The 13,844-nt window shown below is 40.0% G+C and carries 8 protein-coding genes; 6 read left to right on the top strand and 2 right to left on the bottom strand.

What is annotated here, in order from left to right; all coding sequences use genetic code 11:
• The first annotated feature begins 115 nt into the window (after window positions 1–115).
• From PY364_RS02165 to PY364_RS02180, 4 genes are all read left to right on the top strand, one after another.
• Window positions 116–973: a M48 family metalloprotease gene (locus tag PY364_RS02165; protein ID WP_275520089.1), complete on the top strand. Its 858-nt coding sequence runs from the start codon at window positions 116–118 to the stop codon at window positions 971–973.
• A gap of 128 nt (window positions 974–1,101) precedes the next feature.
• On the top strand, window positions 1,102–2,058 hold the full coding sequence (locus tag PY364_RS02170; RefSeq protein ID WP_275520091.1) for a lysylphosphatidylglycerol synthase transmembrane domain-containing protein: 957 nt from the start codon (window positions 1,102–1,104) through the stop codon (window positions 2,056–2,058).
• 5 nt (window positions 2,059–2,063) lie between these two features.
• The gene (locus PY364_RS02175) at window positions 2,064–3,833 is read left to right on the top strand and encodes a hypothetical protein (protein WP_275520093.1); all 1,770 of its coding nucleotides are present in this window, start codon (window positions 2,064–2,066) and stop codon (window positions 3,831–3,833) included.
• Window positions 3,834–3,854: 21 nt separating this feature from the next.
• On the top strand, window positions 3,855–5,483 hold the full coding sequence (locus PY364_RS02180) for a glycosyltransferase family 39 protein (protein ID WP_275520096.1): 1,629 nt from the start codon (window positions 3,855–3,857) through the stop codon (window positions 5,481–5,483).
• Window positions 5,484–5,500: 17 nt separating this feature from the next.
• Here PY364_RS02180 and PY364_RS02185 read toward each other — a convergent pair whose 3' ends face one another.
• On the bottom strand, window positions 5,501–6,421 hold the full coding sequence (locus tag PY364_RS02185) for a glycosyltransferase family 2 protein (protein ID WP_275520099.1): 921 nt from the start codon (window positions 6,419–6,421) through the stop codon (window positions 5,501–5,503).
• A 105-nt stretch (window positions 6,422–6,526) separates the two neighbouring features.
• Between PY364_RS02185 and PY364_RS02190 the strand changes: the two genes are divergently transcribed.
• A complete protein-coding gene (locus PY364_RS02190; RefSeq protein WP_275520106.1) occupies window positions 6,527–8,185 on the top strand; it encodes a hypothetical protein in 1,659 nt (552 codons plus the stop codon).
• Window positions 8,186–8,222: 37 nt separating this feature from the next.
• On the top strand, window positions 8,223–9,995 hold the full coding sequence (locus tag PY364_RS02195) for a hypothetical protein (RefSeq protein ID WP_275520102.1): 1,773 nt from the start codon (window positions 8,223–8,225) through the stop codon (window positions 9,993–9,995).
• 37 nt (window positions 9,996–10,032) lie between these two features.
• Here PY364_RS02195 and PY364_RS02200 read toward each other — a convergent pair whose 3' ends face one another.
• Complete coding sequence (locus PY364_RS02200; protein WP_275520104.1) at window positions 10,033–13,377, bottom strand: EAL domain-containing protein; 3,345 nt, start codon at window positions 13,375–13,377, stop codon at window positions 10,033–10,035.
• Between the last annotated feature and the right edge of the window lie 467 nt (window positions 13,378–13,844).

Raw genomic sequence — 13,844 nt, forward strand, 5'->3', positions numbered from 1 at the left:
AAGGTCGCCTGAAAACCTTGATATGGCTAAACTATAAGCCTACTTTATCACTACAAATACGTGAGAGCCAAAAGGTACATGATATTTTACTGACCAATAAATGAGGAGAAAAGCGGTGAACAGACATCTATTTCGTTTTGCTATTGGGCTTTTAATCGCCTTTTTCGGGTTTATTAGTTACTTGACTACGACTGTGGAAAACCCCGTGACGGGGGAAAAGCAGCGGGTGCAATTGTCACCGCGTCAAGAAGTAGTGTTAGGATTGCGATCGCGATCGCAAATAGCCGCTAAATTTGGCGGTCTTGACCAGGATAAGGTGCTGCAAGATTATATCGATCGCGTCGGAATGCGCGTTGTAGAGCAGTCGGCGGCATCCAAGACGGGTTATCCTTTCGAGTTTCACCTATTGCGCGATCCTCAAACGGTGAATGCCTTTGCGTTACCGGGGGGGCAGGTTTTCGTGACGGTTGGCTTGCTGAGGCGGCTAAAATCCGAAGCGCAACTGGCGGGCGTGTTGGGGCATGAATCGGGGCACGTTGTGGGTCGTCACGGGGCTGAACACTTGGCCAAGCAACAGCTTGGGGCCGCACTGGTAACGGCGGTGGGAGTGGCGGCGAGTGACGATCGCGGCAATGGTCAGCAGGCGGCTGTGCTCGCACAAGCTGTCAACCAATTGGTCAGCCTGCAATACGGCCGTCAGGACGAGTTGGAAGCTGATCGCCTCGGCGTGCGCTTTATGAGTGAAGCTGGTTACAATCCAAAGGCTTTGGCGGAGGTGATGCAGATACTCGAAACCGCCAGCGGTGGGGGAAGACAGCCGGAATTTTTGAGCTCTCATCCTAATCCTGGGAACCGGATTCAAGTCATACAAAGTGCGATCGCGCAACAATATCCAAACGGCGTTCCAGCTAATCTCGAAACTGGAGGCGATAACTTTACTCGCACCGTACTCCCCCGTTTGCAAAGCCAGTGAAATTAAATCAAATCAAATGGTATGATGACATAATACTAAATCCGGGTTTATTACCCCTTTTTCTTATAGTCCGCGTCGGCGGACTTTGTTTGTATAGCCGCGATTTCTAATCGCCCGGATCAATACTGATGAAACGACTAATTTCGCTGATTGTCAGCCTACTAATTCTAGCAGTCATCTACTGGAAAATCGATTTTGCCGGACTAATACAAGTCTTCCAAAACTGCGATCGCTGGTGGATGGCGATCAGCCTTAGCATGGTTATACCACTAACAATGCTAACAGCTTGGCGGCTGCAACAACTAATGCCTGCGGGGGGCAGATTGGGGTTTGGCGAAGCAAATCGTCTCATCCTCGCCGCCAGCGTTTTAAATATGGTACTCCCCTCAAAAATGGGGGATATTGCCAAGGCTTATTTTATGAAACAGCGGGGACATTTAGATGGTTCGCTGTCGCTGTCGTTGGTGGTATTTGAGAAAGCTTGCGATATGCTTTCTTTACTATTGTGGTGTGTATTTGGCTTGATACTTTATCCCCAGAAAGATTGGTTGTTTTGGGTAATGACTGCTGTTGTAGCCTTTGGCCTGATTACAGGTGTCATGCTACTGGGTTCTCGCAAATTTGCCCAAATATTTTTTAGAATAGCACGCAAAATTTCACCTAAAAAATTCCGTTCTAAAATAGAAAAATTTCAGTTATCTTGGCGGGAAATGCAGCAGTTTTTCTGGCAAGATCGAAGGCAACTATTGAAAATTACAGCTACTTCTATTGTTATTTGGTTTGGTCACTTGTTGCAAATTTGGTTTTTTATTCTAGCGCTCAATGCCTGGACACCATTTTTGGCAAATTTAGCATTATCTCCCTTAGCAATTCTAGCAGGTTTGCTACCACTAACCTTTGCCGGAGTTGGCACTCGCGATGCTGCCTTGATCGCCTTTTATAGCCCTTATTTCGCCGCGCCCACAGCCGCAGCTTTGGGATTACTTTGTACTTCCCGCTATCTTTTCCCAGCGATAGGAGGTTTACCATTTTTAGGACAATATCTTGCTAGTATTCAAGATATGCAAGAAACTAATAACCAATAGTTGTTATGACAAAAATTCACCAATTTTTAATTTATACAAGCGGCAAATCTCGCTCAAATCTGATATTTTGGTTGAGCTTAAGCTTGACTTTTGCAGTTATTTATAGTATACCCGGATTACAACAGGCTTTTGGCAGTGAATATGTAGTGCAAGATGACGCAAGACAGCACGTCTTTTGGATGCAGCGATTTATCGATCCGGGGTTATTTCCTAATGACTTAACTGCCGATTATTTTCAATCAGTAGCCCCACTAGGATATAAAGCAGTTTATCAAGTAATTGCTGCTTTAGGAATTGAGCCATTTTTACTGCATAAAATACTGCCAATCGCATTAGCTTTGATTGCTAATACTTACTGTTTTTTTCTGTGCATAAAAATATTGCCAGTACCTTTCACTGGGTTTATGGCAAGCCTACTTTTAAATCAAAGTATTTGGCTGCAAGATGATATAATCTCGGCTACACCCGTAGCTTTTGTCTATCCATTATTTATTGCTTTTTTATATTATTTATTGCGGCATTCTTTATTCGGTGTAGGAAGTTCCATTGCACTTTTAGGATTGTTTTATCCACAATGTATGTTAGTTGCAGTTGGCATATTAACTGTACGTTTATTAGGTTATAAAGATAAGCAGTTTTATCTATCCAGCGAGCGAAAAGACTACTTGTTACTCTTCTCAGGTTTAGGAATAGCAACTGCGATCTTATTAAGCTATGCCTTCAAATCCTCAGAATTTGGTAAAGTGATATCTGCTACTGAAGCTAAGACATTACCAGCCTTTTTACCTAAAGGTTGGTCAAGCTTTTTTTCTGATAATTTTTCTAACTTTTGGCTATGCGGTAAGCGTAGCGGTATGATCCCCTCAGAGTGGTGTGTTTTAACACGCAAATTCTTTCCTCTTCCCATCCCCCCTCAAATTTTTGCAGGCTTGTCATTGCCGATTTTATGGCGATTTTCCTCTCGTTTTCCTTTGATAAAATTAGTAACAAAAGAAATCATACTTTTACCTCAAATTGCTATAGCATCCTTAACAATGTTCTTCATTGCTCATATTTTCGTCTTTAAACTTCACCTTCCTAACCGATATACAGAGCACACTTCCCGGATACTAATATCTATCATGGCTGGAATTGCTATAACAGTAATTATAGATGCAGTTTTTGACTGGGTAAAAGTTAAAAGTGAACATAAAAAATACAAGTTAAAGTTTTTGCCTTTAGTATTGTGCATATTTTTAGCAGTCGCAATTTTGGGTTATCCTCATATTTTGCAATTCAGAAATTATCCATTTCCAAATACCCGTTATATCGCAGGTGGATTTCCATCATTATACAAGTTTTTTGAGCAACAACCAAAAGACATCATCATCGCTTCCTTGGCCGAAGAAGCGAATAATTTACCCAGTTTTGCTAAACGTTCAATTCTGGCCGGTGGTGAGGGGTATGCTTTGCCTTATCACCCTACATATTATAATGAAATTCGGCAGAGAACTGTTAACATGATTGAGGCACAATACAGTGCTAATATTAGCGAAGTTAAAGAGTTCATTAATAATTACGGAGTAGATTTTTGGCTTCTAGATAAAAAAGCTTTGACTGTAGAGTATGTGGCAAAAGATCGCTGGTTAAAACAGTATCAGCCAATCCGCGATGAAGTGTTAGCACATCTAAAAGAGGGGACACTTCCGACGTTATCAAACGTTATGAATAGCTGTAATATTTTCGACAATGATAATTTAATTCTACTGCAAGCAGAATGTATTATTAAATATTAACTTAACTGATTAAAAATTACCATGATTCATCACAAATATCATTTGACATGGCTGCAACCTTTAATAATTGTTTTATTAATATTGGGAATATTTTTTCGATTTGTTAATCTTGACAACAAAGTTTACTGGTACGATGAGACAATTACCTCATTGCGACTAGCTGGATACACGAAGGAAGAATTTACAGAGCAAGTTTCTGGCCCGATAATAGATATCAAAACTTTACAGAAATATCAGCGCCTAAACCCCGATCGAGGCGTTGCTGAGACAGTAAAAGCTTTAGCAGTAGGAAATCCTGAACAGCCGCCACTTTATTATGCCCTAGCACATTTTTGGGTGCAGTTATTTGGTGATTCAATAACAGTAATAAGAAGTTTTTCAGCAGTGATTAGTTTATTAGTATTTCCTTGCATTTATTGGTTATGCTGGGAATTATTTAAGCTGCCAATAGTAGGATTAATTGCAGTAGGATTGATGGCAGTATCACCCTTTCAAGTATTGTACGCCCAAGAAGCGCGACCTTATAGTTTATTTACAGTAATGATTTTACTATCTAGCTGTGTATTTTTACGGGTAATAAGACTAGAAACACCATCCTATTTGTTCCAAGGACAGCGGATAGTATCCTGGGGAATATACGCCGTTACTATAGCATTAGGTCTTTATTCCCAGCTACTTTTTATACTGGTAATAATGGGACATGGGATTTATTTATTGGCAACTGAAATAATGCACTTAAAAACCAAAAATTGTTTTTCATTACAGAAAATAACTGGTTATTTAATAGCAACATTATCAGGAATAATAGCTTTTATTCCCTGGATAGTGTGTATTATCAACAACTTCTCCGAGCTAGGATGGGTAGCCAATAAGATTAATATTCTAACCTTATTAACTAGGTTATCAATTAACATTACCTCTATTTTATTTGACGTTCAAATTGGCACTAAAGAGCGTTTATTTGATGTGCTTTCTGGCAAAGATAACCTTCAATTTGGAACAGACAACCTCTGGCTATATACGATCGTCCCGACACTAATTTTAGTAGGATATTCGCTAAAATTTTTATGTAAGAATACTCCTGAAGAGATTTGGTTATTTATATTAATTTTAATATTGTCTACAGCAACGCCATTAGTTTTTAAAGATTTGATTTCTGGCGGACAACGATCTAGTATTGCTCGATACTTAATACCTTGTTACTTAGGTATACAGTTAGCTGTTGCTTACTTACTAGCTAATAAAATTACCAGTAAAAATATTAACCAACAAAAAATGTGGCAAATAATTACTATTATTTTGATTTCTGGCGCAGTATTATCCTGTGCAATTAGCAGTCAATCCGAGACTTGGTGGAACAAGTACAGCAGCTATTATAATCCCCAAGTAGCTAAGATTATCAATCAAGCTACACAACCGCTAATCGTCAGCAGCAATGCAATCAGGCTAACTTCTCTCAGCTATTTACTAGAAAATAAAGTAAAACTACAGGTTGTTCCCGGTGACAATTTCCCCAAAATTCCTGATGGTTTCACTGATATCTTTTTATTTTACCCTTCTAAGAAATTCCAATTAAATCTTGAAAAAGATGAGAACTACAAATTAGACTCTGTTTACCCTAATGGAAATCTCTGGCGCTTAAGTTTGTAGGAAAATTGTTTTTTATTTTACAAGCGATCGCACCTTTTATCTATTAAATCTGCCAGCAGTGCAAACATCCCCAACTGAGTAGCCGCCACCAAAAGAATCAGCGTCGCTTCAGTCAAGTCACGGCGGACAAAAACATCTTGATACAGCGTAATCAAGAAACCAACAAAAAATACAAAAGCTACAGGCATAAACACCCTTAACGGTGCAAAATAAACCCCTGTTCTCAAAATTAAGTGCATAAAACGGATAGTATCTCGGATCGGCTTAATCTTGCTTTTCCCAACACGATAATGATAGTCTATTGGCACATAGCGAACGATATAATTATTCGTCAACATGGCTACTGTAATCGTGGTAGTAAAACTAAATGTGTCAGGTAAAATCGTCAAAAATCTTTCTGCTACACTCTTACGAAATACACGCAAACCACTATTCAAATCAGGAATATTGCAATCTGTAATCCATTCAGCAAAACGTACTAAAAACCACTTGGGAATTTTGCGAAGGTTTGAATAACGGACATTTTCACCTGTTCTAGAACCAACAACCATATCAGCTTGCATTGCCAGCATTACTAATTCTGGTATTCGTTCATTCGGGTAAGTTCCGTCAGCATCAGTAATCACAATTAAGGGATATTTTGCATATCTAATTCCCGTTTTAAGTGCCGCACCATAGCCTCGATTTCGATTGTGTTCTATTAGCTTAATATCTGTCCGAGATTGTAAAACATCGCGAGTTCCATCTGTGGAACCATCGTTAACAACCAAAATTTCGTACTTGCAGCTAGAGGATTGTAGAGTTGCCTGTAAGTGATTGAGGGTAGCTTCTACACCGCTTTCTTCATTGTAAACTGGGAGGATAAGAGAGAAAACTGGAGAGATGGCTTCTGAGCTCTCGGAACTTGGATAAAACTCATCAACTAGATTTTCTTGCATAATTACCTTTTCATTTCGGACAACATCGGTTACATTTTATAGGGTTATGCGAATTTTTGATTTTTGATCGTGGATGAGAAGAAAGCGAGTGAGGATAATATTTTAATGCTGCCAATTATCAGCAATTCTCCAGTAAAATTTTGGTTCAGCCTCAGCTTGATTGTGGCTACGATTTGCGGATTTTTGGGACTTCTACCAGCTTTTAGCAGTGAATATGTGGTGCAAGACGATGCGCGATCGCACGTTGTCTGGATGCTCAGATTTCTCGATCTAGAGTTATTTCCTAATGATATCATTGCCAATTATTTTCAATCACTTGCCCCCAGTGGATACACTGCACTTTATCATTTAATGGCAAAACTTGGCATCAATCCTATTATTTTTAATAAATTGTTACCGACCATGTTAGGATTGATAACTACCACCTACTGTTTTGGGGTTTGTTTGCAGATATTGCCAGTTCCCGCTGCGGGTTTCCTAGCAACGCTGCTGCTTAATCAAAATTTGTGGTTGAAAGATGATTTGGTTTCGGCGACACCGAGAGCATTTTTTTATCCTCTATTTATGGCATTTTTATACTATTTACTGCGACCTAATTTGTTAGGTGTCGGAGTTTCTATCGCACTTTTAGGAGTTTTCTATCCTCAAGGTGTACTAATATGTGCTGCCGTCTTAATTTTACATTTTATTCGCTTTCCTGTCAACAAAATTAATTATAAATTTCTCCTTACAACTTTGGGAATTGCCGCAGCAGTGCTGTTACCTTACGCTTTAAATTCCTCACAATTTGGTTCAGTAATAACAGCAGCAGAAGCAAGAAAGCTACCTGAATTTTGGCCAGGAGGGAGAGCATCTTTTTTTACTAATAACCCTTGGGATTTTTGGATAACAGGCGATCGTTCCGGCTTTTTCCCCCGCGAATGGCTATCTAAGTTGCTACTCCCCCCCCAAGTTTGGGCAGGATTATTATTGCCAATAATATTAAAATTTTCTTCTGACTTTCCATTGGCAAAAAAAATCACTAGCCGCATGATAATATTGCCAGAATTAGCACTTGCCTCAACAGGAGTATTTTTTGCTGCTCACGCTTTAGCGTTCAAACTGCATCATCCTAGCCGATATACACAGCATAGTTTAAGAATGTTGATGGCTCTAGCAGGTGGGATCGCGATTGCCATCATTATAGATGCGATTTTCCACAAAATTAAACTTCCATTTCTTGCACTTTTTGTTTTACCTTTAGTCTTAATTTATCCTAGTTTAACTAATAGCTTTCCAGTAACTAATTATATAATTGGTCAAGTCCCAAGCCTGTATAATTTTTTGAGCAAGCAACCTAAAGATACGCTCACAGCATCTTTAGCTATAGAAGCTAACAATCTGCCAGCTTTTGCTAAACGCTCAATTTTAGTAGGCTCAGAATATGCTTTACCTTACCACAAGCTATACTATGCGGAAATAAATCAGCGTGCTAATGATTTAATTAAAGCTCAATACAGCCCTAATTTAACCGAAGTGCAAAGCTTTATTCAAAAGTATGGCATAGATTTCTGGCTCTTAGACTCGGAAGCCTTGACTCTTGAGTATGTCAATAAAAATCATCGCATCAGACAGTTAAACCCAGGGGCGGCGGCTGAGGTTAAAGCAAGTCTGGAAAAAGGAACTATACCCGCCTTGTCAAAAGTAACAAATCGTTGTATTGTTTTAACAGCTAAAGATTTAATACTACTTAAAGCTAAATGTATTGAAAAAATTACTGCTTAAATTTACACAACTAACAACTAAAAACTAACAACTAACAATGTTAATCACAAGCTTACAAAAATTCTTGACTGCCCCACTTGAAAAAACATCGCGATCGCGAGTGATATTTTGGTTAAGTTTAAGCCTCACATTTGCTGCACTTTATGGCCTTATGGGCTTCAAAGAAGCCTTTGGTAGCGAGTACGTTGTGCAGGATGATGCGAGACAGCACGTATTCTGGATCATGCGATTTATCGATCCGAGTTTATTTCCCAACGATCTAATTGCCGATTATTTTCAAGCTGTTGCCCCCGCAGGCTACAAAATAGTTTATAAGGTAGCCGCGATGGCAGGGATTAATCCCCTTTTATTTCATAAAATCTTACCGATGATATTAGGATTAATTTCTACCTACTACTGTTTTAGCATCTGTCTAGAAATGTTGCCAGTGCCAATGGCTGGATTTATTGCTGCCTCGGTATTGAATCAAAGTATGTGGATTACAGATGATTTGGCTTCAGCGACACCTAGAGCTTTTCTCTATCCAATATTTCTGGGATTTTTATATTATTTGCTGCGCGTTTCACTGTTACCGTGTTTGGCAACAATTGCCCTAATAGGACTATTTTATCCTCAATATGTATTCATTGCCTGTGGCATTTTAATTCTAAGATTGTTCCACTGGCAAGATGGCAGTTTGCGGCTATCAACGGATCGCAATAATTACCTATTTTGCGGCACAGGCTTGGGAATTTCCTTTTTAGTAATGTTACCTTTTGCCTTAAATTCTTCTAAATTTGGCCCCACAATTACAGTGGCAGAAGCGAGGCAATCGCGGGAGTTTTTACCAGGGGGACGCATCCCATTTTTTGAACTTCATCCTAAAAGTTTTTGGTTTACAGGTAAAGGTACTGGGATGTTTTCTAAGTCATTATTTACGCCTGTAACTCACTGTGCGGGGCTTCTGTTTCCATTCCTGCTGCCATTTGCCTCTACATTTCCTTTGGTAAAACAGATTAAAAGCAGTATCTGGCTTTTACTTCAGCTATTATTAGCATCACTGACAATGTTTTTTCTAGCTCATGCTGTGTTATTTAAGCTGTATGTTCCTAATAGATATACCTCCTACAGTTTTCGCATAATAATTGTTTTTATGACAGCGATTGTACTAACTTTAATCATAGATGCGGCGTTACAATGGGCATCAGGAACAGAGGCAAAACTTTTAATTCAAGATTCACCCTCTTTATCCCCAATTATTAAGGGGAAAAGCAAAATCAAAACTCAAATTGCATTAGGCATCACAGGGGTAATTGCTATTTTAGTTCTCCTCTATCCTTGCTTTGTTCCAAATTTCCCTAGAGTCGGTTATAAAACTGGGAGAATGCCAGCTTTGTATGAGTTTTTTCAGCAGCAACCTAAAGATACTTTAATTGCATCTCTATCTGAAGAAGCGAATTTTTTACCGACTTTTTCCCAAAGGTCTATTTTAGTTGGCAGGGAATATGGGATACCCTATCAAGTAGGCTTTTATCGCCAATTTCGAGAGAAGGCTCTTAGGCTGATTCGCGCTCAGTATAGTCCTGATATTGCAGTAGTAAAAAACTTCATTAATCAGTACGGGATTGATTTTTGGATGTTGGAGAAAAATGCTTTGACTCTTGATTATGTGGAGAAGTATGATTGGTTGGAAAACTTTGATGCAACTCCAGAAGTTGTTAATTCCCTTAAGCAGGGGAAAACTCCAATTTTAACACAGTATATGGAACGCTGTGCTGTTTTTCAAAACGAGAGTTTAGTGGTTTTAGCAGCATCTTGTATTGCGAAATAATGAGGCAAAGTTACATAATTTCAGCAATACCTACTTACTAACAAGCCAACTTCTCTTCAAAAGTCAGAGATTTGGTTGGAAACTCCCCCAAAACTTCCTCCTCACCCCCCGAAACTATTAAATGAAAAGGCTGAGGCTTTCCCAAATAATACCCCTGGGCATAATCTACCCCAAGTTCTTTCAGCTTTTCCAGAACAGCTTCATTTTCCACATATTCAGCAATAGTTTGAATCCCCATCACATGACCAATGCGATTAATAGCCTCCACCATTGCTAAATCAATCGGATTATCCACAATATTTTTCACAAAATTGCCATCAATCTTAACGAAATCAACAGGCAAACTTTTCAGATAAGCAAAAGAAGACATCCCACTACCAAAATCATCTAGAGCAAACCAGCAGCCCAACTCCTTAAGTCTTCTAATAAAATTCGCCGCCTTACTTAAATTAGCAATAGCTAGAGTTTCAGTAATTTCCCAACAAATTGCCTCTGGTGGTATCTTGTATATAGTAAACTGCTCGTGCAAGAAATCAATAAACTGATCGTCATTAATACTAGCCCCCGACAAATTAACAGAATACAGCGAATTAACATTTTGGCGACCCCCCTTACCAAGAGTAGAAAAAGGGAGATTAGATTTTAAATTTTCTTGTTTGTGCATCACAAAACTAGGAGCATTTTGCAAATAACCAAACAAAGTACGGATTACCCAACGGTCAATCGAGTGCATCAAATTATAGCGTTCAGCCGCAGGAATAAAAGCCATAGGTGATACAATTTGACCTTTCTCATCTCGAAGACGGAGAAGAATTTCACAGTGTTCTGGACTACCTTTGGTATTAATTAAAGGAACAATCGGCTGACAATAAATGCTAAACCAATTCTCTTCTAAAGCTTGATTAATTCGGACAGCCCACTGAGTTTCCCCTCGCTGTTTGGCCAATTCGAGATCGCCAATTTGGTAAACCTGAATGCGGTTGCGGCCTTTATCTTTAGCTGCATAGCAAGCAACATCCGCCGCACTCAAAACACAAGAACTCGATGTTGCATCCACATTAATTTCCACCATGCCAATACTGACACCAATTAAAAAAGTTTTGTCTTGCCACCCAAACCGGAAACTCTGAATAGAGCGTAACAAAGACTCCGCAGCATTCAATCCTTGTTCTAAAGGACAATGATAGAGCAGCACAGCAAATTCATCCCCACCGAGGCGAGCAAGAGTATCAGTTTTACGAATCTTACTCTTAAAAAGATCGCTCACTTGCCGCAGCAGTTCATCGCCAGCAATATGACCGCAAGTATCATTAACAATTTTAAAGCGATCGAGATCCAAATAGAGCAAAATATGCTCTTCATTCAGATTTTGGGCTCCTAAAATAGCCTGTTCCAACTGATACTCAAATTCACGACGATTCACTAAACCCGTCAGAGCATCATGAGTTGCTTGCCAAGATAGTTGGCGGGCCTGAGTGCGAACCTGAGTAACATCTCGAAAAACAACTACTGCCCCAATAATTTGACCATCGCTGGTATGAATCGGGGCAATGGAATGATCGATCGCAAACTCGCGGCCAGATCTAGCAATCAAAATACCATTGTTTGTCTGGTCAACAATCCGATCCTCAAGCAATGCTATCTGAGTGATATTTTCCATCGGTGCACGAGTGGTTTCATTCACAATCCTCAGCACCTTAGCTAGCAGTAAACCTTTAGCTTCAGCCGTTGACCAACCTGTAAGTTTTTCGGCAACTGGGTTAAGAGAAGAAATGCGACCTGCGGCATCAGTTGTAATTACACCATCCCCAATCGATTGCAGCGTCACCTGAGCAAGTTCTTTTTCCTCAAAAAGTGCCTGTTCCATCTGTTTGCGATCTGTAACATCCCGCTGTACAGAGACCCAATGAGTTAAAATTCCCTGCTCATTAGTTACGGGTACGCTATTAAGCTCTACCCAATAAATCGAACCATCTTTGCGATAATTTATCAATTCAATTCGTAATGCTTCTCGCCGCAAAAACGCTCTGCGAATTTTAGCGATTTGGGCAAGATCGCTAGCTGGCCCTCGTAAACAATTAGGCGTTTTACCCACAATTTCTTCAGGGCGATAACCCGTCATCTGAGTAAAAGCTTCGTTGACATAAACTATAGTCGGATCTGAAGCATCGGAAAATCCCCCATCCATAATTACAATCGCATCATTAGCACTGACTACGCAAGATTCTAGAAGCCGGAGGCGCTGTTCTGCCCGTTCGCGAGTAGTCATTTCGCTTTCTAGCTGTGCGTTAGCCAAACTTAAGGAAGCGATCGCACTTTTTAGTTCGCTAGTCCGTTGTTCCACTGCCAAATGCAAGGCATCAATAATGCCCGACATTTCCATCGGATCGAGGACGCGCAGCAAATTAGTCTGAGTGATAATTCCTAACAGTTCTCCTTGAGTTCCTGCTACTACTAATCGCCGCACATAACGCTGCTGCATTTCTTGATGAGCCACCCAAAGCGAATCTTCTGGTCTGAGAGAAAATAGCGGCGTACTCATCACCGTCTGAGCCTCTACCTGAGACAAATCTAGCTCTAGGGCCTGAAACTGCACGATATCTCGTTCTGTCACCATTCCAATTGGAATAGGGGGGTTAGTTTTGACGGGAAAAGGGTAGATGCTTCGCTTGAGATTCGGCAATTCAGCAGCTTTTTCCTCACTTTCCATCTCTTTTGCAATTACGATACAGCTCACCCGGTTTTCCGCCATCAACTGAGCTAAACTCAGCACTGAAGCAGTAGGAGAAGCTTGAATTACATCCAGCGCCATCACTTCTTCAACACTTCGCATCTTTAGAATATTTGCTGGTTGCAACATCGCTTTGCGAATGCTTTCTGGCGTGACAACTCCTACGAGTTCACCTTTAAGATTTAATATTGGCAAGTGACGAATTTGATGTTGGCGCAGCAATATTAATGCTGTGAAAACATCCCGATCCTTAGATTCTACAAGAGTGATAACTGGCTGACTCATGACTTCGGCAACCGTAGTTCCTCTTAATTTCTGGCCAGAAGCAATCCGTTGGACAAGATCCCGTTCAGTGAAAATCCCTTTTAAAATTGAAGGTTTAGAAAATTCTGGCGAGGAGTCTTCTATGATAAAAACGCAGCCCGCTCTAGATTCTCCAATTATGGGTGCGGCGAGAGATCGGGATACCCCTGTTGTTTGAGGATTAAGAGGTAAAGAAGGAATATCTTGACCTACGGGGCAACTGCTGTGAATCTGGCCCATGAGTGTAACCACTTCTATTAATGGTGTATTCGGCGCAACCGCTAACGGAAAGCGATCTATAACTTGATCTAAGGTTGGCAGATACATTGGGGAATCATTTTTTTGCATGGTTAGTTTACCTTTAGGTTCGCTTATGGCTTGCAGCATTAAAGAAAGGTGCAGCCTCTTTCTCGGCAGCTCGTGTGTTTTATGAGAACCTTGCTGCAAAGACCTGAATTAAAGTTTTTTGTAAAAATCCACCCTGTTATCTGGTTTGAAGTCGAACTGATGCCTAGCTTTACGCACAGAATCATGACTCCTCCAGTCTGTATTGAATTAGGAGAGTATCTAAATTTTCCCTGCAAATGTTAACGAAGTGTGAAAATTTAATAAAAAATAATTTTATTCTGTTATTAGAACTAAATTATAAGGCTTAATTATAGTTCTTTGTCTTTATTTTCAGGAAATCTTATTATTTTCTATCTCAAAAGGTAGATGCGGGGAATCTATTGGTATGAAATTCACCAAGACGGACAGAGCAATTTCTATTACTTTGAGACTCACGTAACGCCGCCTTCTAGGCGGTAAGATACCGC

The organism is Kamptonema sp. UHCC 0994, assembly GCF_029167235.1.
Classification (GTDB): Bacteria; Cyanobacteriota; Cyanobacteriia; order Cyanobacteriales; family Microcoleaceae; genus Kamptonema.

Coding starts and splice junctions, on each gene's coding strand:
- PY364_RS02170 (WP_275520091.1), top strand. CDS start 1,102: ATGAAACGACTAATTTCGCTGATTGTCAGCCTACTAATTCTAGCAGTC.
- PY364_RS02175 (WP_275520093.1), top strand. CDS start 2,064: ATGACAAAAATTCACCAATTTTTAATTTATACAAGCGGCAAATCTCGC.
- PY364_RS02180 (WP_275520096.1), top strand. CDS start 3,855: ATGATTCATCACAAATATCATTTGACATGGCTGCAACCTTTAATAATT.
- PY364_RS02185 (WP_275520099.1), bottom strand. CDS start 6,421: ATGCAAGAAAATCTAGTTGATGAGTTTTATCCAAGTTCCGAGAGCTCA.
- PY364_RS02190 (WP_275520106.1), top strand. CDS start 6,527: ATGCTGCCAATTATCAGCAATTCTCCAGTAAAATTTTGGTTCAGCCTC.
- PY364_RS02195 (WP_275520102.1), top strand. CDS start 8,223: ATGTTAATCACAAGCTTACAAAAATTCTTGACTGCCCCACTTGAAAAA.
- PY364_RS02200 (WP_275520104.1), bottom strand. CDS start 13,377: ATGCAAAAAAATGATTCCCCAATGTATCTGCCAACCTTAGATCAAGTT.